General features: G+C 51.9%; 22 protein-coding genes and 1 pseudogene. 13 read left to right on the top strand and 10 right to left on the bottom strand.

The window, feature by feature from the left end; all coding sequences use genetic code 11:
* Nucleotides 1–47: 47 nt before the first annotated feature.
* The 7 genes from ampG to O1Q98_RS17120 all read left to right on the top strand — a co-directional run bounded on the left by ampG (nucleotide 48) and on the right by O1Q98_RS17120 (nucleotide 8,346).
* The gene (gene ampG / locus O1Q98_RS17150) at nucleotides 48–1,517 is read left to right on the top strand and encodes a muropeptide MFS transporter AmpG (RefSeq protein WP_125258691.1); all 1,470 of its coding nucleotides are present in this window, start codon (nucleotides 48–50) and stop codon (nucleotides 1,515–1,517) included.
* A 460-nt stretch (nucleotides 1,518–1,977) separates the two neighbouring features.
* Complete coding sequence (cyoA, locus tag O1Q98_RS17145) at nucleotides 1,978–2,970, top strand: cytochrome o ubiquinol oxidase subunit II (RefSeq protein ID WP_125258690.1); 993 nt, start codon at nucleotides 1,978–1,980, stop codon at nucleotides 2,968–2,970.
* A 21-nt stretch (nucleotides 2,971–2,991) separates the two neighbouring features.
* On the top strand, nucleotides 2,992–4,974 hold the full coding sequence (cyoB, locus tag O1Q98_RS17140) for a cytochrome o ubiquinol oxidase subunit I (protein ID WP_125258689.1): 1,983 nt from the start codon (nucleotides 2,992–2,994) through the stop codon (nucleotides 4,972–4,974).
* Nucleotides 4,974–5,585, top strand: a complete 612-nt coding sequence (locus O1Q98_RS17135) for a cytochrome o ubiquinol oxidase subunit III (protein ID WP_125258688.1) — start codon at nucleotides 4,974–4,976, stop codon at nucleotides 5,583–5,585. The genes cyoB and O1Q98_RS17135 overlap by 1 nt, the downstream gene beginning before the upstream one ends.
* Nucleotides 5,585–5,917, top strand: coding sequence for a cytochrome o ubiquinol oxidase subunit IV (locus O1Q98_RS17130; RefSeq protein WP_035340513.1), 333 nt, complete (start codon nucleotides 5,585–5,587; stop codon nucleotides 5,915–5,917). Before O1Q98_RS17135 ends, O1Q98_RS17130 begins: the two co-directional genes overlap by 1 nt.
* Nucleotides 5,918–5,933: 16 nt before the next feature.
* Nucleotides 5,934–6,824: a heme o synthase gene (gene cyoE / locus O1Q98_RS17125; RefSeq protein WP_125258908.1), complete on the top strand. Its 891-nt coding sequence runs from the start codon at nucleotides 5,934–5,936 to the stop codon at nucleotides 6,822–6,824.
* A 151-nt stretch (nucleotides 6,825–6,975) separates the two neighbouring features.
* Nucleotides 6,976–8,346, top strand: a complete 1,371-nt coding sequence (locus tag O1Q98_RS17120) for an MFS transporter (RefSeq protein WP_125258687.1) — start codon at nucleotides 6,976–6,978, stop codon at nucleotides 8,344–8,346.
* Nucleotides 8,347–8,439: 93 nt separating this feature from the next.
* On the opposite strand, the gene O1Q98_RS17115 is transcribed toward O1Q98_RS17120, so the two are convergent.
* Nucleotides 8,440–8,931, bottom strand: coding sequence for a YajQ family cyclic di-GMP-binding protein (locus tag O1Q98_RS17115; RefSeq protein WP_125258686.1), 492 nt, complete (start codon nucleotides 8,929–8,931; stop codon nucleotides 8,440–8,442).
* Nucleotides 8,932–9,097: 166 nt separating this feature from the next.
* Between O1Q98_RS17115 and panE the strand changes: the two genes are divergently transcribed.
* Nucleotides 9,098–10,021, top strand: a complete 924-nt coding sequence (gene panE, locus O1Q98_RS17110) for a 2-dehydropantoate 2-reductase (protein ID WP_125258685.1) — start codon at nucleotides 9,098–9,100, stop codon at nucleotides 10,019–10,021.
* Nucleotides 9,981–10,583, top strand: a complete 603-nt coding sequence (gene yajL / locus O1Q98_RS17105; RefSeq protein WP_125258684.1) for a protein deglycase YajL — start codon at nucleotides 9,981–9,983, stop codon at nucleotides 10,581–10,583. Before panE ends, yajL begins: the two co-directional genes overlap by 41 nt.
* Before the next feature lie 70 nt (nucleotides 10,584–10,653).
* Here yajL and thiI read toward each other — a convergent pair whose 3' ends face one another.
* Nucleotides 10,654–12,102, bottom strand: coding sequence for a tRNA uracil 4-sulfurtransferase ThiI (thiI, locus tag O1Q98_RS17100; protein WP_125258683.1), 1,449 nt, complete (start codon nucleotides 12,100–12,102; stop codon nucleotides 10,654–10,656).
* Between the two features lie 273 nt (nucleotides 12,103–12,375).
* Here thiI and xseB point away from each other — a divergent pair, with 273 nt between their 5' ends.
* The 3 genes and pseudogenes from xseB to dxs all read left to right on the top strand — a co-directional run bounded on the left by xseB (nucleotide 12,376) and on the right by dxs (nucleotide 15,429).
* The gene (gene xseB / locus O1Q98_RS17095) at nucleotides 12,376–12,618 is read left to right on the top strand and encodes an exodeoxyribonuclease VII small subunit (RefSeq protein WP_125258682.1); all 243 of its coding nucleotides are present in this window, start codon (nucleotides 12,376–12,378) and stop codon (nucleotides 12,616–12,618) included.
* Nucleotides 12,619–12,620: 2 nt separating this feature from the next.
* Entirely contained in the window at nucleotides 12,621–13,532 is a 912-nt protein-coding gene (ispA, locus tag O1Q98_RS17090; RefSeq protein WP_125258681.1) for a (2E,6E)-farnesyl diphosphate synthase, read from the top strand.
* A 33-nt stretch (nucleotides 13,533–13,565) separates the two neighbouring features.
* Nucleotides 13,566–15,429: pseudogene (gene dxs / locus O1Q98_RS17085) on the top strand (1-deoxy-D-xylulose-5-phosphate synthase).
* A gap of 76 nt (nucleotides 15,430–15,505) precedes the next feature.
* Here the strand turns inward: dxs and pgpA are convergent.
* The 6 genes from pgpA to nrdR form a co-directional block, all read right to left on the bottom strand.
* Nucleotides 15,506–16,018: a phosphatidylglycerophosphatase A gene (gene pgpA, locus O1Q98_RS17080; protein ID WP_125258679.1), complete on the bottom strand. Its 513-nt coding sequence runs from the start codon at nucleotides 16,016–16,018 to the stop codon at nucleotides 15,506–15,508.
* Nucleotides 15,999–16,973, bottom strand: coding sequence for a thiamine-phosphate kinase (gene thiL / locus O1Q98_RS17075; RefSeq protein WP_125258678.1), 975 nt, complete (start codon nucleotides 16,971–16,973; stop codon nucleotides 15,999–16,001). The genes pgpA and thiL overlap by 20 nt, the downstream gene beginning before the upstream one ends.
* Before the next feature lie 60 nt (nucleotides 16,974–17,033).
* Nucleotides 17,034–17,453: a transcription antitermination factor NusB gene (gene nusB / locus O1Q98_RS17070; RefSeq protein ID WP_125258677.1), complete on the bottom strand. Its 420-nt coding sequence runs from the start codon at nucleotides 17,451–17,453 to the stop codon at nucleotides 17,034–17,036.
* 22 nt (nucleotides 17,454–17,475) lie between these two features.
* A complete protein-coding gene (gene ribH, locus O1Q98_RS17065; RefSeq protein ID WP_022632536.1) occupies nucleotides 17,476–17,949 on the bottom strand; it encodes a 6,7-dimethyl-8-ribityllumazine synthase in 474 nt (157 codons plus the stop codon).
* Between the two features lie 147 nt (nucleotides 17,950–18,096).
* A complete protein-coding gene (gene ribD / locus O1Q98_RS17060; RefSeq protein WP_125258676.1) occupies nucleotides 18,097–19,209 on the bottom strand; it encodes a bifunctional diaminohydroxyphosphoribosylaminopyrimidine deaminase/5-amino-6-(5-phosphoribosylamino)uracil reductase RibD in 1,113 nt (370 codons plus the stop codon).
* An 82-nt stretch (nucleotides 19,210–19,291) separates the two neighbouring features.
* Complete coding sequence (gene nrdR / locus O1Q98_RS17055; RefSeq protein ID WP_125258675.1) at nucleotides 19,292–19,741, bottom strand: transcriptional regulator NrdR; 450 nt, start codon at nucleotides 19,739–19,741, stop codon at nucleotides 19,292–19,294.
* Nucleotides 19,742–20,189: 448 nt separating this feature from the next.
* Between nrdR and O1Q98_RS17050 the strand changes: the two genes are divergently transcribed.
* The gene (locus O1Q98_RS17050; protein WP_125258674.1) at nucleotides 20,190–20,729 is read left to right on the top strand and encodes a SadB/YajI family lipoprotein; all 540 of its coding nucleotides are present in this window, start codon (nucleotides 20,190–20,192) and stop codon (nucleotides 20,727–20,729) included.
* 193 nt (nucleotides 20,730–20,922) lie between these two features.
* Here the strand turns inward: O1Q98_RS17050 and secF are convergent, their stop codons facing one another.
* The gene (secF, locus tag O1Q98_RS17045; RefSeq protein WP_125258673.1) at nucleotides 20,923–21,894 is read right to left on the bottom strand and encodes a protein translocase subunit SecF; all 972 of its coding nucleotides are present in this window, start codon (nucleotides 21,892–21,894) and stop codon (nucleotides 20,923–20,925) included.
* A 10-nt stretch (nucleotides 21,895–21,904) separates the two neighbouring features.
* Nucleotides 21,905–23,752, bottom strand: coding sequence for a protein translocase subunit SecD (gene secD, locus O1Q98_RS17040; RefSeq protein ID WP_125258672.1), 1,848 nt, complete (start codon nucleotides 23,750–23,752; stop codon nucleotides 21,905–21,907).
* Between the last annotated feature and the right edge of the window lie 15 nt (nucleotides 23,753–23,767).

Below are 23,767 nucleotides of genomic sequence, written 5' to 3'. Positions count from 1 at the left end.
CTCCATCACGCTTGCCTCCTCAGTGGGGCAAGCAAAAAGGATTTCGCATGTTTACCCGCTTTTTCTCGTTTTTCCATACGCCAAATAATCTCATCTTACTGATATTGGGGTTTTCATCAGGCCTACCGCTGGCCCTGACCTCTGGCACGCTGCAAGCATGGATGACCGTAGAAAATGTGGATTTAAAAACCATCGGTTTCTTTTCACTGGTGGGTCAGGCATACGTTTTCAAGTTTATCTGGTCGCCTTTCATGGACAGGTACACGCCACCGTTTATGGGAAGACGACGCGGTTGGCTGCTGATAACACAGTTACTTTTAGTCGTAACTATTGCCGTGACAGGAACGCTCGACCCCTCTCGCCATCTGTGGTGGCTGGCGATACTTGCCGTTCTGATTGCATTTTGTTCTGCATCACAAGATATCGTTTTTGACGCCTACAAAACGGACTTACTGCCACCTCAAGAGCGAGGAAGCGGAGCCGCTGTTTCTGTGCTTGGCTACCGTCTGGCGATGCTCGCCTCCGGCGGGTTAGCGCTCTGGATTGCCGATCGATTCCTTGGCTGGCATGCGACATACTGGCTCATGGCACTCTTCATGCTGCTATGTACACTCGCCACGTTCTCCTCGCCGGAACCCACCATTGACGCGCCTTCGCCCCGCTCTCTGGAAGAAGCGGTGATGGCACCACTGCAGGACTTCTTTCAGCGCAACAATGCCTGGCTCATCCTATTACTGATTGTGCTCTATAAGCTGGGAGACGCATTTGCTGCCAGTCTCAGCACGCCTTTTTTAATCCGTGGCGTCGGCTTTCAGGCAGGTGACGTCGGGCTGGTTAACAAAACACTTGGCTTGTTAGCGACCATCGCCGGCGCGCTCTACGGCGGCATGCTCATGCAACGCTGGACGCTATTTCGCGCACTGATGATTTTCGGACTGTTACAAGCCGTCTCCAACGCTGGCTACTGGTTTCTTGCCATCTCGGAAAAAAACCTGCTTTCTATGGCAAGCGTCGTTTTTCTGGAAAACCTTTGCGCAGGTATGGGAACGGCCGCCTTCGTCGCGCTGCTCATGACGCTATGTAATAAGTCATTCTCCGCAACACAATTTGCTTTGCTTTCAGCGCTGTCAGCTATTGGCAGAGTGTACGTGGGCCCGATAGCTGGTTGGTTTGTCGAACGCTATAACTGGTCGTGGTTTTACCTGTTCTCGATTGCGATTGCCATTCCTGGCCTGCTGTTGCTGAAATTATGCCAGCGGACATTGGAAATGCCTGTATCAGCGCAAGGCTTTCTACAACGCAATAGCTTCCCTCGGCTTTACCTGTTGGCTTCACGCCTTTTCTTTATCGGCAGTGCGGTGTTTATTATTGGCCTGTTGAGTTGGGCTCTTCGAGCTTCCGGCTTTATCCCCTCAGCCATGCCTGAAGATGTACTGATGGGTCTCGGCGCGCTGTTGGCAATCTCCGCCATCTTACTCGGCAGCCTGCTTGATTACTGCGCGCTACGCCGCTGCTAAAACAGTACGATAGTCAGGTTGCTCTTTACTCATCGCGCTTTGCTAAACGCGCTGGCCTAATCCGGCTAACGTCGTGACGGGCACCAGCCGTGATTCACTTTACCGTACTGTTTTCATTCTAATCACAGCTACAACAGAATGTGTATTTCATTCTGGCGTACCAATATCTTCATTCTTATTATTTTATACAACCAAAAAGAAACAATTTAGAAACATTAAAAATAAAATAGTGCATAGAAAATTTGTAATTTTCGAAAAGCGATACATACTTTTATTAGTTAGTTTACTCACTGTTTTTAAAAGTAATTTTTGAAATCACATTTCAGATGTGACATGCCAGACAAAAGTTGTAAACGGCTGGCTGACATCTCTTTAATCATGTTTACAGTGCAGTAACCTTCCCGTAAAATGCCCGCTCGCGTGAAATGACAATAGAGCCCATTGTAATTGAGGTCGCTAGATGAGACTCAGGAAATACAATAAAATTTTTGGGATGTTGTCTTTAATTGCAACCACGTTGCTTCTCAGCGGTTGCGATATGGCATTAATGAATCCCAAAGGACAAATCGGGTTAGAACAGCGTTCACTCATACTGACAGCAATAGGTTTGATGCTGATCGTTGTTATCCCGGTGATCATTATGACGATCGCTTTCGCATGGAAGTACAGAGCTTCCAATGAAAAAGCGAAGTACACGCCAAACTGGTCGCACTCTAATAAAATCGAAGCCGTTGTCTGGACGGTGCCCATCATCATTATCCTCATCCTGGGGACGATCACCTGGAAAACGACCCATTCGCTTGACCCTTACAAGCCTTTGGATTCCAGCGTCAAACCCATTAATGTCGAAGTGGTGTCGCTGGACTGGAAATGGCTGTTCATTTACCCCGATCTCGGTATCGCTACAGTGAATGAGTTGGCATTCCCTGCCAATACGCCGGTGAACTTCAAAATCACCTCTGACTCGGTAATGAACTCGTTCTTTATCCCGCGTCTCGGTGGTCAAATCTATGCTATGGCCGGTATGCAAACCCAATTGCATCTGATTGCCAACGAAGCTGGAAAATATGAAGGTATATCAGGTGGTTATAGCGGTCGTGGCTTCTCATGCATGAAATTTACCGCTATCGCTACACCAGATCAGCAGGCATTTAACCAATGGGTTGACAATGCACGTAAGTCTTCCAGGACACTCAACACAATGGATGACTTTGAAAAACTGGCTAAACCCAGCGAATACCATCCGGTCGAATACTATTCACAGGTAAAACCGGATCTGTTCCGCCAGATCATTATCAAATTCATTGGCAATGACATGCACATGTCACATGGTGAAGGCGAATCGAAACAAGAAGGTAGCATGCAGAACCACAGTGGTATGCCTATGCAACACTCTTCCGATGATTCCAAAAATCACCAAGGCATGAACATGAGCGAGCACTCCTCTCATTAAAAGGAGTCGAGGGATAATACGATGTTCGGAAAATTAACTCTTGATGCGATCCCCTACCATGAACCTATTATCATGGTTACGGTGGCGACAATCATTTTAGGTGGATTAGCGCTACTGGCGGCAATTACCTATTTCGGTAAGTGGAAATGGCTGTGGAGCGAGTGGTTCACCTCTGTTGACCATAAACGAATCGGTATCATGTATATCATCGTCGGATTAGTGATGATGATACGTGGTTTCGCCGATGCCGTGATGATGCGTGGACAGCAGGTACTGGCATCAGCCGGTGATGCGGGCTTCCTCAACCCACATCACTATGACCAGATCTTCACCGCACATGGCGTCATCATGATTTTCTTCGTGGCGACCCCCTTTGTTGTCGGCTTGATGAACCTGGCCGTTCCGCTACAAATTGGCGCGCGGGATGTAGCCTTCCCCTTCCTGAACTCACTGAGTTTCTGGCTGTTTGTTGTCGGTGTGATTCTTATCAACCTGTCACTTGGGCTTGGTGAGTTCGCACAGACTGGTTGGGTCGCCTATCCGCCATTGTCAGGTAAGGAATACAGTCCTGGTGTGGGTGTAGACTACTGGATTTGGAGTCTCCAGATTTCCGGTGTCGGTACCACGCTGACTGGCGTTAACTTCTTCGCCACCATTCTGAAAATGCGCGCTCCTGGTATGACACTGATGAAAATGCCGGTGTTTACCTGGACGGCATTGTGTACCAACGTTCTGATTATTGCAGCGTTCCCAATTTTGACAGTCACCATTGCCCTGCTGACATTGGATCGCTATCTCGGCACCCATTTCTTTACCAATGATATGGGTGGCAACATGATGATGTACATCAACCTGATTTGGGCCTGGGGCCATCCAGAAGTGTACATCCTGGTGTTACCTATCTTCGGGGTTTACTCCGAAGTCGTGGCAACCTTCTGTAAAAAGCGTCTGTTTGGTTACACGTCACTGGTGTGGGCAACTATCGCGATTACCGTTCTGTCCTTCATCGTTTGGCTGCACCACTTCTTTACGATGGGTTCGGGCGCTAACGTTAACGCCTTTTTCGGCATCGCCACGATGATCATTTCAATCCCTACCGGGGTTAAAATTTTCAACTGGCTGTTCACCATGTATCAAGGCCGCATTCAGCCGCACTCCGCCATGCTGTGGACCACAGGTTTCATCATCACCTTCTCTATCGGTGGCATGACGGGTGTACTGCTGGCCGTACCAGGCGCAAACTTTGTATTGCACAACAGCTTGTTCCTTATTGCCCACTTCCACAACGTTATCATCGGTGGTGTTGTATTCGGCTGCTTTGCCGGTATTACCTACTGGTTCCCGAAAGCATTTGGTTTCAAACTCAATGAAACCTGGGGTAAACGCGCTTTCTGGTTCTGGCTCATCGGCTTCTTTGTTGCGTTCATGCCGTTGTATGCACTCGGCTTTATGGGCATGACTCGTCGTCTTAGCCAGCAGATAAACCCGGAATTCCATACGTTGCTGGTTGTCGCTTCTATCGGTGCAGCACTGATTGCCATGGGTGTTCTCTGCCAGGTGATCCAGTTTGCGGTTAGTATCCGCGATCGCCATGAGAACCTTGACCTGACCGGCGATCCTTGGGATGCCCGTACACTGGAGTGGTCAACGTCCTCTCCACCGCCGTTTTACAACTTTGCTATCGTACCGCATGTTCATGAACGTGATGCATTCTGGGAGATGAAAGAGAAAGGTGAAGCCTATCGTAAACCTGCTAGCTATGAAGAAATTCATATGCCGAGAAATACAGGTGCGGGCGTCATTATCTCTGCTTTCAGTCTGGTGTTTGGTTTTGCGATGATTTGGTACATCTGGTGGCTGGCCATTATCGGTTTTGTGGGCATGGTTGCGACCTGGATAATTCACAGCTTCAACCAGGACGTAGATTATTACGTACCGGTTAAAGACGTCGAAAACATCGAAAATCAAAACTTCGAGAAACTCAGTAAAGCAGGCGTGAAATAATGTCCACTACTCTGACTAATCACAATGCAGCCCATGCAGAGCATGGGCACCACGACACCGGAGCCAATAAAGTCTTCGGGTTCTGGATTTACCTGATGAGCGACTGCATCCTGTTCGGGATGCTGTTTGCAACTTACTCCGTTCTGGTCAATGGCACCGCTGGCGGCCCAACGGGTAAGGATCTGTTCGACCTGAAATTCGTGTTAGTGGAAACCTTCGCCCTGCTGTTTAGTAGTATTACTTACGGCATGGCGATGATTGCCATGAACAAGGATAACAAAGGGCAGGTGAACGCCTGGCTGGGCCTGACGTTTCTCTTCGGTCTGGTGTTTATCGGTATGGAAATCTATGAATTCCATCACCTGATAGCTGAAGGATTTGGGCCGGATCGCAGTGCATTCCTGTCGTCCTTTTTTGCTCTGGTCGGCACCCACGGTATCCATGTGAGCTCAGGTCTTATCTGGATTGTGGTCATGATGATTCAGGTATCTAAATTTGGCCTGACATCAACCAACAGAACGCGTCTGATGTGTCTGAGCCTGTTCTGGCACTTCCTTGATGTGGTCTGGATTTGTGTCTTCACTGTTGTTTACCTGATGGGGGCGATGTAATGAGTCATTCCACACACGATCATGCTGGCGCCAGCCATGGTAGCGTGAAGTCCTATTTGATAGGTTTCATCCTGTCCATCATTCTGACGGTAATTCCGTTTGGACTGGTGATGAACGGCTCCGCATCCCATAGCGCTATTTTGCTGACTGTTCTGGGCTGCGCCGTCGTTCAGATTCTGGTTCATCTGGTGTACTTCCTGCACCTCAATACGTCGTCGGAAGAACGCTGGAATGTGGTGGCTATTGTGTTTACCGCCCTGATTATCGCCATTGTGGTGGTAGGATCCCTGTGGATCATGCTCAATGCGCACCACAACATGATGATTCAGTAACCGAGCCTTTGACATGATGATTAAGCAATACCTACAGGTCACAAAACCCGGCATTATTTTTGGGAACCTGATTTCCGTTGTGGGTGGATTCTTGCTGGCAGCCAAAGGCACTATCCATTATCCACTGTTTGTCGCGACACTCATTGGCGTGTCGCTGGTTGTGGCATCGGGTTGCGTCTTTAACAACGTTATCGATCGCGACATCGACAAAAAAATGGAGCGCACCAAAAATCGGGTTTTGGTAAAAGGGCTGATTCCCGTGAGAAACACCCTTATTTACGCCTCTTTGCTGGGTATTGCTGGCTTTGTGTTGCTGTATCTGGCAGCGAACCCGTTGGCTATGTGGCTGGCCGTTATGGGGTTTGTGGTGTATGTCGGCGTCTACAGTCTGTATATGAAGCGTCATTCTGTTTATGGCACGCTGATTGGCAGTCTGTCTGGCGCGGCACCGCCGGTTATTGGTTACTGCGCGGTCAGTAACCAGTTTGATGCCGGCGCACTCATTCTGCTGTTGATTTTCAGCCTGTGGCAAATGCCGCATTCGTATGCGATTGCGATTTTCCGTTTCAAGGATTATCAGGCTGCCAACATCCCGGTCTTACCGGTGGTGAAGGGAATCTCCGTCGCCAAGCACCACATTACGTTGTATATCCTGGCATTTATGATTGCGACGTTAATGTTATCACTCGGTGGGTACGCTGGTTACAAATACCTGGTCGTTGCAGCAGCGGTGAGCGTGTGGTGGTTGGGCATGGCGCTTTCAGGTTATAAAAACCCGAATGATGACCGCGTCTGGGCCAAAAAACTGTTTCTCTTTTCTATTGTGGCCATCACCTCACTGAGCTTCATGATGTCGGTCGATTTCATGGCACCAGCGCAGGACACACTGCTGACTTATTTACACTGATTGATGTATTACCGTCTTCTCTAAAACAGGTGGGGATTCCCGCCTGTTTTTCTTTCCCCTGCCCCACTTTGCCAAATACAGAAACAAAGCTGTCATTTACGGCTTTTGACTCGAACACTAAAATAGCCGCAATGACACACCCGAGGTAATCATGAACGACAATCAAATGACCCCCATAGAGCGACGGGCAACATGGGGACTTGGCCTGATCTTCTCACTGCGTATGCTGGGCATGTTCATGGTATTGCCCGTACTGACAACCTACGGCATGGCTTTGCAGGGTGCCAGCGAATCGTTAATTGGTATTGCCATCGGTATTTACGGCCTGATGCAGGCAATATTTCAAATCCCATTTGGCCTGATGTCCGATCGCATCGGGCGTAAACCGCTTATCGTTGGTGGGCTACTGATATTCGTGCTGGGCAGTGTTATTGCAGCCCTCAGCGAGAATATCTGGGGCATCATTTTGGGAAGAGCACTACAAGGCGCGGGAGCAATCTCCGCCGCTGTTATGGCGCTGTTATCCGATCTGACTCGCGAGCAGAACCGGACTAAAGCGATGGCCTTTATCGGCGTCAGTTTCGGTATCACCTTCGCCATTGCCATGGTATTAGGGCCGGTCATTACCCATGCATTTGGTTTACAAGCGCTCTTCTGGGGCATCGCTGCGCTGGCGCTGGTCGCCATCGCCATCACGCTGTTGGTCATCCCTTCATCGCCCACACATGTGCTTAATCGGGAATCGGCTATTGTGCGCGGCAGTCTGAATAAAGTGCTTGCCAATAGCCGACTACTCAAACTCAACCTGAGCATTATGTGCCTGCATATTTTGCTGATGGCGAGTTTTGTCGCGCTGCCTCGGGTAATGGAGCAAGCCGGACTTGCAGCCCAACATCACTGGAAAGTGTATCTGGTCACAATGCTGGTTTCGTTTGCCGGTGTAGTTCCTTTCGTGATTTATGCCGAGATGAAACGCCGAATGAAGCAGGTGTTTATCTGCTGCGTAACACTCCTGATTGTGGCGGAGTTCATTTTACTCCAGGCAGGCAATCACGGATTATGGCCGCTCTTTATTGGTATTCAGCTGTTTTTCCTCGGCTTTAATATTATGGAAGCATTATTACCCTCACTCATCAGCAAAGAATCTCCCGCCGGTTATAAAGGCACAGCCATGGGGATTTACTCTACTACGCAGTTTTTGGGTGTCGCGATAGGCGGTAGCCTCGGTGGCGCACTCTATGATTGGCATGGCGCCAGTGCCGTCTTCGGTGCAGGATGCCTGCTCGCCATTGCCTGGTTACTACTCAGCCTGACAATGCAAGAGCCCCCTTACCTGAGCAGCCTGCGCATTACACTGCCGAACAATGCCCTACAAGACCCTTCTCTGGGCGATAAATTACAAAATTATCCCGGCGTCGCCGATGTAGTGATTGCGCCTGAAGAGCGTAGCGCTTACGTCAAAATCGACCGTAAACAGACCAACAGACAGCAGCTTGAACATTGGGTTAACCAATACGGTTGATTCTGGCGCGTTATCACTCAGGCACCCACCGGCGCCTGAGTGATTGGGCCATAACGATAGATGACGGTAGTCGTCACTCCATCACCAAGAGCGTTAATCGCGGAAGTTATTAAACTGGAAAGGTTGGCCAAGATTAGCGCCACGAATCAACGCCATCACGCCTTGCAGGTCATCACGAGATTTTCCCGTCACCCGTAACTGCTCACCCTGAACCTGAACCTGAACTTTCAGCTTACTATCTTTGATGAGCTTGACGATTTTCTTGGACAGCGAGGCCTCAATACCTTGCTTGAGCTTCGCCTCAATGCTGTAGTTTTTACCGCTATGCTCCATCTCTTCGGGAATATCCAGCGAATTGCCCTCAATACCGCGTTTTGCCAGTTTTTCACGAAGAATTTCAATTAATTGCTTAACCTGAAAATCTGACTCGCAGGTCGCTTTGATGGTTTGCGCTTTTTCATTTAAATCAAAGCTTGCTGGCACATTGCGAAAATCCCACCGTGTACCCAGTTCACGGCTCGCATTCTCTACTGCGTTACGCACTTCCTGCATATCGATTTCCGAAACAATATCGAACGATGGCATAATTTCTCCTCCTGACAATATGGCGTGCATCATAACCGCTTGCCTTAAATAAGCAAAACGCCTGTTGCAGTTGAGTGCGCATCATTCGCTGCGGGCAGACGGCGGCGTAATACTTTATGATAAGTCAGAGAGATGAGACGAGCGCTCATAACAAAGGACATTATGGATGAAAATAACCGTTCTTGGCTGCGGGGCTATCGGCCAGCTTTGGCTCAATGCGTTACACCAGCAAGGGCATGATGTTCAGGCGTGGCTGCGTATTCCGCAAGCGAATTGCCAGATTCAGGTTACGACGCTCAACGGCGAGCCTTGCAGCCTCACCGTGAAAGCCAATAACAGCCAACATCTGGCGCAAACTGAGCTGCTTCTCGTCACGCTTAAAGCATGGCAGGTTTCAGATGCTCTACGATCGCTACTTCCGCACCTCACTTGCGATTGCACCGTGCTCCTTCTGCACAACGGCATGGGAACCTGGGAAGAGCTTCCCGCGTTAAACCAGCCACTGCTATTAGGTGTGACCACCCATGCTGCGCGCCGGGATGCCGCTGGCGTTGTGCATGTTGCAGCCGGGGTGACACATATCGGCACGCTTTCACCATCGCGCCACCCACCGGAGAGCCAGAGCCAACTGGCTGAAATTCTGCATCAGGCGTTGCCGGATGTCGCCTGGCACAATCGCATTACCGCCACCTGCTGGCAAAAACTGGCGGCAAATTGTGTTATCAATCCGCTGACGGTGCTCTATGAATGTACCAATGGCGAATTGCAGCGCTACGGCGAGCAAATTCAGCGGCTGTGTCAGGAAGTCGCACAGGTCATGGAACGCGAAGGTTTCCACACATCAACGGAAAACCTGCTGCTTTATGTTAACCAAATAATCCAAAATACGGCGGCAAACACCTCATCGATGCGTCAGGACGTGCTGGCGCAACGCCATACCGAAATTGACTACATCACCGGTTATCTGTTGCGTCGTGCGCGTACCCACGGGCTCATGTTGCCGGAAAACAGCCGCCTGTTTGACTATATCAAGCGAAAGGAGAGTGAATATGACCGCCTCGGTTCTGGTGTGTCTGGCACCTGGGAGTGAAGAAATCGAAGCTGTGACCACCATTGACTTACTGGTCAGGGCTGGTGTTCATGTCACCACCGCCAGTGTAGCAAGTGATGGCAATACGCTTATCACCTGCTCTCGCGGTGTGAAACTGGTCGCCGATGCAGCGCTGGTCGAAGTCGTAGACCAGCCGTTTGACGCCGTTGTCCTGCCCGGCGGTTTACCTGGCGCACACTGCTTTCGAGATAGCCCGCTGCTCATAGAACGCCTGCGTCAAACCCATCAGGAGGGCCACATCGTTGCCGCTATTTGCGCCTCGCCCGCTATCGTGCTGGAGTACCATCAGCTCTTTCCCATCGGCAACATGACAGGTTATCCGGCTCTCAAAGCGCACATTGCGGCGGAAAAATGGCAGGATAAGCGCGTGGTCTTCGACCCCAGGGTTAAGCTGCTCACCAGTCAAGGCCCCGGCACCAGCATCGATTTTGCACTCAAACTGATAGACCTGCTGCTCGGTAAAGAGAAAGCGGCAGAAATCGCAGCACAGTTGGTCTTGCCGCCGGGGATTTACAACTATCAAGAGCAAGCGGCACACTAAGCTTGATGATGAAAGTGCCATAAAAAAGCGCCGTAACTGGCGCTTTTTTATATGCATTCGCTGGCTTAGGTTATGGGCGATAAATCTTCACATTAGTAAAGCCCTGCTCATGCAGATAAAGCGCCTGCAAACGGCTCATCACACCGCGCTCGCAATACAGCAGGTATGTTTTGCTCTGGTCAAGGTCGCCAAACTGGGTGCTCAGTTTGTAGAACGGCAACGCTTTCACCTCAACGCCGTCCATCACCAATGGGCGATCGTCCTGTTCATCTGGCGAGCGGATATCGAGCAGCACATCGCTGGTCGCAAATTCGCCAACCGTTTCCACTTGCGCCACATCCTGTTTCGTCTGTTCGGCAATCTCGCGGATATCAATATTACGCGCCTGCTCAACCACCCTATCGAGGATAGAGAAATCAAACAAACTCTCTTCATGCTCGATTTTGGCTTTCACCGCTTTTACCGTCGGGCTTTTAGAAATTACCCCGCAGTATTCCGGCATCGTTTTGGCAAAATCCTCAGTACCAAGTTCACGCGCCAGACGAATAATGTGCTCTTTATCGTGAGAAATCAGCGGGCGTAGAATCAGCGTATCTGAGGCGTTATCAATCAGCCGTAAATTGGTCAGCGTCTGGCTTGATACCTGCCCTAACGCTTCGCCAGTCACCAGCGCTTCAACGCCATAGCGCTCGGCAATACGCGAAGCCGCACGCACCATCATACGCTTCAATACCACGCCCATCTGGCCGTCATCGACTTTTTCCAGAATCTCGCCAACAACCGGCTCAAAATCAATAGCGACAAAGCGCACACGGTGTGAACTGCCAAAGCGATTCCACAAATAGTGCGCCGTCTGGCGCACGCCAATTTCATGGGCCGCGCCGCCGAGATTGAAGAAACAGTAATGCACGCGGCAACCGCGACGCATCAACATATAACTGGAAACGCTGGAATCAAATCCGCCGGAAATCAGCGACAGCACATCCTCTTGCGTCCCTATGGGGAAACCACCAATGCCTTCGTAGCGACCTTTAATCAGTAGCAAACGGTCTTGATCAATTTCCAAATGTACCGTGACTTGCGGCGCACTGAGGTTAACCCGCGCACTCTCGATGTGCTGGTTCAAGCCACCGCCAACATAGCGCTCAACGTCCTGCGAGCTAAAATCATGCTTACCGCGACGTTTCACCCGCACGCAAAAGGTTTTGCCCTCAAGCTGTGCGCGATAGGTCGCCAACACTTGTTCAAAAATATGGTGAACATCCGTGTAGGCGCAGTCTTCCACCTCAAGAATATGATGGATACCCGGAATACGCGTTAGCGCATCACGAATAACCTCGCGCTGATTTTCATCTTTGGCGCGAACTTCGATATGATCCCAATGACGGACAACCGCCAGTGTTTCGTCATAGTGTTTTAAAACGTTACGGATGTTACCGGTAAGAATTTTTATAAAGCGCAACCGCACAGATTGGCTTTTGATGGTGATTTCCGGGAACAATTTAATGATAAACTTCATGGCGGCTGTCGTTAATTGGTTCTGAAGGCGTAAAGCCCAGACTCGCCACACTCGCGTGGTTGCCAGGGCGCTAAAATCACGTATCGGTAAACCTGCACACGTTGTATGGTTTAGCGATAGATCCAGGGCGCGGAGTATATCACCATATTGCGGTAATCTGCGCGAATTAAGCGCATAATTGCGCTCTTGCAGAGAAACAGCGAGCGCCCTTCACCAGAATAATCGCTAGCATCCGCGTCACCGAGCGCGTATAAACAGGATTTCAACACCCATATGCCGAAAAAAACTGAACAACCTGCCAGCTTTGAACACTCGCTCGCCGAACTTGAACAGATTGTGTCGCGTCTGGAATCCGGTGAACTGCCGTTAGAAGATGCGCTCAATGCCTTTGAACAAGGTGTCCAGTTGGCACGTCAAGGACAGGCAAAACTCCAACAGGCGGAGCAGCGTGTGCAAATACTGCTAAATGATACCCCTGAGAGTGACTTAGCCCCTTTTACGCCGGACAATGAGTAGTTATGACAGATTTTTTACAACAGCTCACCGCTCACCACCAGCGCATCAACGCCGCACTCGATCGTTTTATTTCCCTGCTGCCGTTTCAGGGCAGTGCCTTAGTGGAAGCGATGTCATATGGAGCCCTGCTGGGGGGAAAGCGGCTGCGGCCCTTTTTGGTTTACACCACCGGCCAGCTGTTTGATGTGGCGCCAGAAAACCTTGACGCGCCGGCAGCGGCAGTTGAGTGTATTCACGCCTATTCATTGATCCACGATGATTTACCCGCGATGGATAACGATGATTTACGGCGCGGCCAGCCAACCTGCCACATCCGTTTTGGCGAAGATAAAGCGGTGCTGGCGGGCGATGCGCTGCAAACGCTGGCATTTTCCATTCTGGCTGATGCACCCATGCCTGCGGTCAGTGACCGCGACAGGCTGGCGATGATTTCTGAACTTGCGCAAGCCAGCGGCGTTGCCGGTATGTGTGGTGGTCAGGCGCTGGATTTAGAGGCAGAAGGACATCATGTGGATCTCCTGGCGCTCGAACGTATCCATCGCCACAAAACCGGCGCGCTGATCCGCGCAGCCGTAAGGCTCGGCGCGCTGGCAGGCGGCGAGCGAGGCCGTCAGGCGCTACCGTATCTTGATAGCTATGCCAATGCCATCGGTCTGGCCTTTCAGGTACAGGACGATATTCTTGATGTAATCGGCGATAGCGCGACAACCGGTAAACGTCAGGGCGCTGACCAACAACTCGGTAAAAGCACCTATCCGGCGCTGCTTGGGCTCGAACAGGCGCAAACCAAGGCCTGTGAGCTGCGTGATGATGCGCTTGCGGCACTGAACGAACTGGAAGAGAAGCTAGGTAAAGCGGCGGCACTGAGCCCGTTGCGGGATCTGGCTAACTATGTCGTTGAACGCGACAAATAATTTTCATACAAAATATCGCCTGATGAGTATCCGATGACCTTTGATATAGCGAAATACCCTACGCTGGCGCTGGTGAATGACCCTGAAGAACTGCGCATGTTGCCAAGGGAAAGCCTGCCCAAATTGTGTGATGAACTGCGGCAATATCTGCTGGACAGCGTCAGCCGTTCAAGCGGGCATTTTGCCTCGGGTCTGGGAGCGGTCGAATTGACCGTCGCGCTGCATTACGTTTACAACACACCGTTCGATCATCTGGTATGGGATGTCGGACATCAGGCTTACCCCCATAAAATTCTTACCGGAAGGCGTGACCGCATTGCCACCATTCGTCAGAAAGGCGGTTTGCACCCCTTCCCGTGGCGCGGTGAAAGTGAATACGACGTGTTAAGCGTCGGGCACTCGTCCACGTCTATCAGCGCCGGTACTCGGTATGGCCGTTGCCGCCGAAAGGGAAGGCAAAGGCCGCCGCACCGTATGTGTGATTGGCGATGGAGCCATTACCGCCGGAATGGCATTCGAGGCGATGAACCATGCCGGTGACATCAAACCCGACATGCTCGTTATCCTCAATGACAATGAAATGTCGATTTCAGAGAATGTCGGGGCGTTGAACAACCACCTGGCACAGCTATTGTCCGGCAAGCTCTACTCCACCTTGCGAGAAGGCGGCAAGAAAGTGCTCTCCGGCCTGCCGCCGATAAAAGAGTTGGTGAAGCGTACCGAAGAACACCTCAAAGGCATGGTCGTACCCGGCACACTGTTTGAAGAACTTGGCTTTAATTATATCGGCCCGGTCGATGGGCATGATGTGCAGGCACTGGCGCAAACACTGAAAAATATGCGTGACCTGAAAGGCCCTCAGTTGCTGCATATTATGACCAAGAAAGGTAAGGGTTACGCCCCGGCCGAGCAAGACCCGATAAGCTGGCACGCCGTCCCGAAATTTGACCCGGCCAGCGGCACGCTGCCCAAAAATCAGGAAGCGCAGCCAACCTACTCAGCCGTTTTCGGCCAATGGTTATCACAAACGGCCGCTGATGACCCCAGGTTGATGGCCATCACCCCCGCTATGCGTGAAGGCTCGGGCATGGTGGCGTTTTCACGCCAGTATCCTCAGCAATATTTTGATGTGGCTATCGCCGAGCAGCATGCCGTGACATTCGCGGCAGGGCTCGCCATTGGCGGATACCGTCCGGTGGTGGCGATTTACTCCACCTTCTTGCAACGTGCCTACGATCAAGTGATTCATGATGTTGCCATTCAGAATCTGCCGGTGCTGTTTGCTATCGATCGCGGCGGTATTGTCGGTGCTGATGGTCAAACGCATCAGGGTGCGTTTGATCTCTCTTATCTGCGTTGTATTCCCGGTATGGTTATCATGACGCCAAGCGATGAAAACGAGTGCCGATTGATGCTGCATACGGGTTATCACCACCGCTCCGGGCCTTGCGCTGTACGTTATCCTCGCGGCAATGTGACCGGCGTAGCGCTGACTCCTCTGGAATGTCTGCCGCTTGGCAAAGGTGTGGTAAAACGCCACGGAGAAAAAATCGCCATCCTCAACTTTGGCACCCTGCTGCCAGAAGCGCAGCAAGCCGCCGCCGCATTAAACGCCACGTTGGTGGACATGCGTTTTGTCAAACCGTTGGATGAGGCACTGCTGGACTCGCTGGCCACCAGCCATGATGCCTTCATCACACTGGAAGAAAATGCCGTTATAGGCGGTGCCGGTAGCGGCGTAAATGAATATGTGATGGCAAAACGCTTACGGGTGCCTGTCCTCAATCTTGGTCTACCTGATGAATTTATTCCTCAGGGCACGCAAACGGAAATTCGCGCTGACCTGAAGCTCAATGCCATCGGTATTCAACAACAGATACTCGACTGGCTAGCGTAACGCGCGTAGACTGCCAGACAAAAAAACCGGGATTTCCCGGTTTTTTTACGCCTGCCTTTCGCCGGACTCGACGCCGTCAGGAAAAGTAATGTCCGGCAACATACAGGACGGCGGCGGAAAGAATACCAGCGATAATATCATCGACCATTATGCCCATTCCGCCGTGAACATGCCGGTCAAACCAGCGTATCGGCCAGGGTTTATAAATATCGAGAACCCGGAAAATAACAAAACCGGCAGCAACCCATCCCCAGTGCCTTGAGGGTATTGCAATTAAGGTTATCCACATCCCAACAAACTCGTCCCAGACGATACTGCCGTGATCGTGAACCCCCATGTCTTTTGCCGTGCGGTGACACAGGTACACACCAAGACAAATACTCAGCATGACCCATAGCGAGTAGAGCTGTAACGGTAAGAGCATCAGCACATACCATAGCGGGATCGCCGCCAGTGAGCCTGCTGTACCCGGCATCCACGGTGACAACCCACTGCCAAAACCCGTCGCCATCAGGTGCCAGGGGTTGCGCATCCGCAGACGACGTTTAGCCACCAACGAATGTTTATTGTTATGCGCCAAAATGGTCATACCCTTTTACATCAATATCTACCGCTTGGCCGTCACAGCAGAAAATCATGCCCTCGCTCGCAGAGGTAATTTGACCAATGCAACGGTAACCTGCCCCTAAGTGGCCGATCGCGACGTCCAGCGCTCCTCGGTTCACTTCTGGCACGGTAAAACATAACTCATAATCCTCACCCCCGCCGAGCGCCCACTGCCTACGTTGCGCCAGTGAACTATGGCGCAGCAGCGCTTCGGAATACGGTAACGCATCAAGATGAATACGCGCGCCGCAATCGCTGGCGTTGAGAATATGTCGCAAATCGGAGGCCAGACCATCAGACAGGTCAATCGCCGCGCTCGCTAAATCGCGCAGCGCCTGACCATATAAAATACGTGGCTGAGGCCGCAGATGGCGTTGTAACAAGAAACGGCGATCATCATCATTCGTCACCGCCCAATCCGCCTGTAGCAGCGCTAAACCCGCAGCGCTATCGCCAAGCGTACCGGTAACATAAATCCAGTCACCAACCCGTGCGCCACTGCGCCTTAGCGCACGACCTGCCGGCACCAAGCCCTGAATGGTCAACGTCAGACTCAACGGCCCGCGTGTCGTATCGCCGCCGATTAATTGCATACCGTAATAATCGAGCTGTTCAAATAAGCTGTCGCTATATGCCGCCAGCCAATCGGTATCGACATGGGGTAACGTCAGCGCCAGCGAGACGAATGCAGGATCGGCCCCCATCGCCGCCAAATCGCTTAAATTTACCGCCAGAGATTTATAAGCCAGAGAAGCCGGGTCGATATCCGGTAAAAAATGCACGCCGCTGACCAGTGTGTCGGTACTGACAGCCAACCACTGTTTTTCTGCCAGGGTGAGCAGGGCACAGTCATCGCCAATACCCAGCTCAACATCCCGCCGCGAGTGACCTGCGCGATTGAAATAGCGGGCAATCACATCAAACTCACCTTGAGCCATAATCTTTCCAGAATGCGATACCTGAAAAAAACCAAGGCCGGTAAACCGGCCCTGACTGACTTATCTTTTACCCGGCCGCAAATGTGGCCCGGCTTTGTCCAGCACGCCATTGACAAACTTGTGACTATCTTCAGCGCCAAATACTTTTGCCAGTTCAATCGCCTCATTGATGGCAACTTTATATGGCACATCTTCGCGTTTGCCAAGCTCATACACCGCCAGACGCAGGATGGCCCTTTCTACCTGCCCCAACTCTTCGAGTTGACGAGACAGGTAGGGCGACATCTGGGCATCCAGCTTTTCCGCCTGGGTGGCGACACCCGCCAACAGCTCACGGAAATAGGCGATGTCCACGCCTTTGACATCCTGCTCGCTCAGGAACTGTAGTTCAACATCGGCAATATCGTTTTTGGATAACTGCCAGGAATAAAGCGCTTGAACCGCACATTCACGAGCGCGGCGACGAGCAGCAGGTTTCACGGAATACCCCTTACTAAATAAATCAGGCTGACTTGATTGAGTGTAATACGTTGATCATTTCAAGCGCGGTCAGAGCGGCTTCCGCCCCTTTGTTTCCGGCTTTTGTCCCGGCGCGCTCAATGGCCTGCTCAATGCTTTCGGTTGTCAACACGCCGAAGGCAACGGGAATGTCGCTGTTCATTGCAACATGAGACAGACCAGAACTGCACTCACCGGCAACAAATTCAAAATGCGCTGTACCACCGCGAATCACCGTACCCAGTGCCACCACTGCGTCATATTTCTGGCTATTGGCCAGCGCACGCGCAGTCAGCGGTAACTCATAGGCACCCGGCACCCATACCACGGTGACATTCTCTTCTTTCACCTGCCCGATGCGCTTTAATGCATCCAGCGCGCCTTCTAACAGGCTATCGTTGATGAAGTGATTGAAACGGGCGATAGCAATCGCCACACGGGCATTCGGAGCGGCAACAACACCTTCAATAATGTTCATAGCTTTCCTTTGATTGTTTTACGACCCCGCAGGGGGGCGGATTCTATCATATTCTTCTACACGCGTATCCGCTTTTGGCTTGATAACGACGAAACCTTCAGCGGCGATGAAAACCACCCGCTGTCGCTCCCGATACAAGCGCTCAAGTTATTGCGGCGTTAGCGTCAAACGGACATCAGGCCCAATCTGACGCACATCCGCAATGCGAAACGATGGCGCTTGCGCCAGATGCTCAAGCCCGGGCAATACACACAATGGGCGGGCGGCATCACCCAATAATGTCGGTGCGAGATAAACGATAAGCTCATCGACGACGCCTGCCTGTAACAGTGCGCCAGCCAGTCGCGGCCCGGCTTCAACCCAGACCGAATTGATTTGACGCTGCCCCAAGACCATCATCAGCGCCACCAAATCAACACCACCACCATGCAGCGGTATAGTCAACTGCTCGACACCGTCCGGCCAGCTCTGCGCATCCCGTACAGGGCGAGCCAGCCAGGTTTCCCCGGGCAGGCTCACCAGGCGATGCTGCGGCGTAACGCGCGACTGACTGTCCACCACCACGCGTACCGGCTGGCGCAAAGCGCTTTCCGGGTAAGTCTGGCGCGTTTGCTCATCAAGCTCCGCCCAACGTACCGTTAGTGAAGGATCGTCGGCCAGCACGGTGGCGCTGCTGGTTAAAATGGCTGAACTCTGTGCCCGGAAACGCTGCACATCCTGACGTGACTGAGGCGATGTTATCCACTGACTTTCGCCGGAGGCCATTGCGGTGCGGCCATCGAGCGATGCGCCAAGTTTAAGCTGCACATAGGGAAACCCCGTCCGCATCCGCTTGAGAAAGCCTCGGTTAATTTGCTCTGCCTGTGCCATCAATACACTGTGCTGCCCCGCAATGCCCGCCTGCTGCAAACGATGTAACCCTCGTCCGGCCACCTGAGGATTAGGGTCTTGCATGGCCGCAACCACGCGGGCTACGCCAGCGGCAATCAACGCATCGGCACAAGGCGGGGTTCGCCCATGATGGCTACAGGGTTCTAATGTCACATAGGCCGTTGCACCGCGCGCCCGCTCACCGGCCTGACGCAAAGCATGCACTTCTGCATGCGGCTCACCGGCTTTCTGGTGATACCCTTCACCAACGATCTCCCCGTCACGCACAATCACACACCCTACATTCGGGTTTGGCGTTGTGGTAAAACGCCCACGGCGCGCCAGTTCCAACGCGCGCGCCATATAAAATTCATCCGACTTTATTGTCATGCTGTCCCCATCTGGCGTTAAAGACGTACCGGGAAAGAACCAGGAAAGTACCGTTGCACACTCGGCACGCTAAAAAAGAGCATTAATCCTGCAAGCGGGCTATCTCTTCACCAAACTCTCGGACATCCTCAAAACTGCGGTAAACCGAAGCAAAGCGGATATAAGCGACCTTATCGAGTTTTTTCAGCGCATCCATCACTAAATTGCCGACCATTTTAGCCGTGACTTCACGCTCTCCGGTAGCCCGTAGCTGGGACTTGATATGGGTAATGGCAGTTTCTACATCATCAGAACTGACCGGCCGCTTTTCCAGTGCCTTCAACATACCGCTGCGCAATTTATCTTCATTAAACGGCTCACGCACATCATTACTCTTAATCACGCGCGGCATCACCAGTTCCGCAACTTCGAAGGTTGTAAAACGCTCATTGCACACCAAACACTGCCGACGTCGGCGAACTTGCGTCCCCTCGCCCACCAGACGAGAGTCGATCACTTTGGTATCTACTGCGGCACAAAAAGGACAATGCATAAACCATCCAGACCATTGCGTTGCAAACTTGCCTTAGTTTACCCCGAATTCCCGCTATAACCCAAATCCCGACAACCGTGCGTTTACAATCACAAACATCAGCTTTAGACAGTTGCCATGCCGGGGACACAGGCAAAAAACAGCCGACCTTCTCGTTACCGTGAATGTCCGCCCGGCAAAGTGAGGATTTTGCGATTGCGTCAGCGTTTTTCTGCCAATTCAGCCTCTTCTGCTTACGCTTTTCTGCTTATTTACGCCACTATAGAAACAGCAGACGGTGTTTTTCCGCATCACCGTAGTGTGGTGCCACACCACACGCCCGATATCAATAGGTATAACGACAGAATAGGTATAACAACAGAATTGCAACAGTGCTCAAGCGCGCAAAATGCACAGCCATACCCACCGGAATCATTGATGACCTCATCAAGGTCAGAGGAAATCGCCTATGATTTTTCACCGCCGACTTATCCCAATACTAGCCGCGTTGATAGTAGTGACCGGCTGTACAAAACCGCCAACCAACCGGGTACAGAGTGAACTAGGCCAAATCAATCAGCAGTTACATACACTGGCTGACCGCGCCATCGCGCTGGAACAGCAAAATAGCCTCAATGCCAGCTCGACTGCCGGCGTCTATTTGCTGCCTGCGGCACAAAATCGCGCATTACTTGACAGCCACATTGGCCATCTCAGTATTTCGCTGAGTAAAGTAGAGGCCGAAGCAAATGGCGCGCGCGCGCTTTTAACTATCCGCGCTATGGACGCGCAGGCGCTGCCCGCTTTTCAGGCGATGCTTGATTGGGGGCCTCTTGATCCGGTCAGCGGTAAACCCTTAACTGGCGACACGCAAACCCAAACACTGGTTTTCCCCCTAGCGCAACCGCCAGCCTCACAGCTGACTGTCGAGGTCAGGCTGGCTAACCTGACGCCAGAGCAGTTAGGATTTATTCGCTTCCACACGGTGCGTGCGATGAGTGAACGCTAACTTTTTGCCGTAATGACATTAACCACACACGATTAATTAACTCAGCGGCAGAGAAAAAGAGAGCGCACTCAGGCCAGCCTGTGAGTATGGCGGCAACCATGTGGCATAGATCGATAAACGATGGATAAAAAAACCCTGCGCAAGCGCAGGGTTTTTCTTTTAAGCCGCCACAGAGTAGCGATAAAAAGCCGAGTTAGGGCAGCAACGAGGGTTGATCAGCCCCCTCTTTCTCGACCTTCTGCACCAACATATGTTCACGCCGCATACCCAGTTTGAGCGCCAGCGCGGATGCCACATAGATAGAAGACACCGTACCGATAGTGACACCGATGAGCATGGTCAACGAGAAACCTTGCAACATCGCGCCACCAAACAGGTACAACATCAGGATAACTACCAGCGTGGTGCCGGAGGTTATCAGCGTACGGTGCAACGTTTGGGTCAACGATACGTTGAAAATCTCGTACGGTGTGCCGCGCCGAATTTTGCGAAAGTTTTCGCGAATACGGTCAGATACCACGATGCTATCGTTTAGCGAATAACCAATAACCGACATCAGCGATGCGATAATGGTCAGATCAATTTCAATGCGAAATAGCGCTAACACGCCCATAGTAATGAGAACGTCATGCGCCAATGCAATAACCACCCCCGCCGCCAGACGCCATTCGAAACGAAAGCCGACGTAAACCAGAATACAGATTAACGCAGCCATCAACGCCATCGCGCCATTCTGCGCCAAATCCGCACCTACGCTTGGCCCGACGAACTCAATGCGTTTCACGGTAGCATGCTGGCTGGTGGCATCGTTAATCACGCCAACAACCTTGCTCCCGAGCGCCTGACCGCCAACCTCATCATGAGCAGGCGGCATACGTACCATAATGTCGCGGCTGCTGCCGAAGTTCTGTACCAGCGGATCGGCAAAACCGGCTTTCTGCAATGCTTCACGCATCTGCTCCAGATCGGCGGATTTTTCCAGCGAAATCTCGATAACCGTACCGCCGGTAAAATCCAGCCCCCAGTTGAAACCGCGAACGCCCATCACGGCGATAGACAGCAGCAGCAACAGGCCAGAAAGACCGAAAGCCCAGTAATCCCAGCGCATAAAGTCATAAACTTTACGGCCGTAGTTCAATTGCTCAACAGTATATTCCTGTGCCACAACGCACTCCTCAGATAGACAGCTTTTTAATGCGCTTGCCGCCGTACAGCAGGTTGACGATGGCACGGGTTCCCACGATCGCAGTAAACATCGATGTCGCCACACCAATACCGGTCGTAATCGCAAATCCTTTGATAGAGCCTGTACCAACGGCATACAGGATAATGACCTTAATCAGCGTCGTGACGTTGGCATCGAAGATGGAGCTAAACGCACCTTTGTAACCTTCATCAATCGCCTGCTGAACGCTACGCCCGTTGCTCAATTCTTCTTTGATACGCTCGTTGATAAGCACGTTAGCATCTACCGCTACCGCCAGCGTCAGCACAATACCTGCAATCCCAGGCATGGTGAGCGTCGCCCCCGGCAGCAGTGACATGACGCCGACGACCAACACCAAGTTTAACAACAGCGCGGAGGTCGCAATCATGCCGAACTTCTTGTAGAAGAAGATCATAAACAGGATAGATACCGCCAGACCGGCAAGACACGCTTCCAGACCCTGAGTGATGTTCTGCATACCCAGCGTTGGGCCAATGGTTCGCTCTTCAACGATTTGAATCGGCGCAATCAGCGCACCGGCTCGCAGCAACAGCGACAACTGACGCGCTTCATTCGGGTTATTGATACCAGTAATGCGGAAGCTGTTACCCAGACGAGACTGAATGGTGGCGACGTTAATCACCTCTTCCTGTTTTTCCAGAACCGCGCGGCCATTGGCATCTTTCTTACCGCTGTCCTTGTATTCCACAAACAGGGTTGCCATCGGCTTACCAATGTTGTCCTTGGTGAAGTTGGACATCATGTTGCCACCGGCGCTATCCAGTGAAATATTGACCTGCGGGCGGTTGTATTCATCATTACCCGACGTGGAATCGGTAATGTGATCACCGGTCAGAATAACGCGCTTATAAAGCGCCACCGGGCCGCCTTCACGCATATTCATCACTTCGGTATCGCCAGGCACTCGACCATTAGCCAGCGCAACCGGGTCAACATTGCTGTTTACCAAACGGAATTCTAGCGTCGCCGTCGCCCCGAGAATCTCCTTGGCGCGCGCCGTGTCTTGAATACCCGGCAGTTCGACCACAATACGATCGGCACCCTGACGCTGTACCAGCGGCTCGGCGACACCAAGCTGGTTAACACGGTTACGTAAGATATTGATGTTCTGCTGTACTGCGTACTCGCGGGCTTCACGCAGACGCGCATCACTCATCACCGCACGCAGCGCATCGCTACCATTCGAACTGATAACCAAATCGCGGTGACGCGGCGTCAAATAATTACTGGCTTCATCACGAAGCTGGGCGTCACGGAACAGGATTTCCACGCCATAGTTATCCGATTTACGCACCGACGCATATTTGATGTCTTTTTCGCGCAAATCACTACGCAGCGAATCCAGCGTCTGCTCTTGCAGCTTGCCTAGCGCTGTATCCATGTCCACTTCCATCAGGAAATGCACACCACCACGCAGGTCAAGACCCAGTTTCATGGGCTCTGCTCCCAGCCTGCGCAGCCAGTTGGGTGTAGATGGGGCAAGGTTGAGCGCCACAACAAATTTCTCGCCCAACCCATTTAGCAACACTTCGCGTGCGCGAAGCTGCACATCTGGCGTACTGAAACGTGCCAGAATGGCACCATTTTCCAATACGATGGATTTGCTGACGATGTTTTGTTCTTTTAACACGTTCTGGATCTGGACCAGCGTAGATTCACTGGCGGCGGTTCCGCGCGCGCCAGTGACCTGAATGGCCGGATCCTCACCATAGAGGTTAGGAAGTGCATATAGCAGGCCGATGACAATCGTCACAACCAGCGTCAGATACTTCCACAGAGGATAACGGTTTAACACGATAGTTCCCTTCGG

It is taken from the genome of Dickeya lacustris (genome assembly GCF_029635795.1).
Classification (GTDB): domain Bacteria; phylum Pseudomonadota; class Gammaproteobacteria; order Enterobacterales; family Enterobacteriaceae; genus Dickeya; species Dickeya lacustris.
The sequence above is the reverse complement of the archived record's forward strand: the minus strand, read 5'-3'. Positions and strand labels throughout refer to the sequence as shown.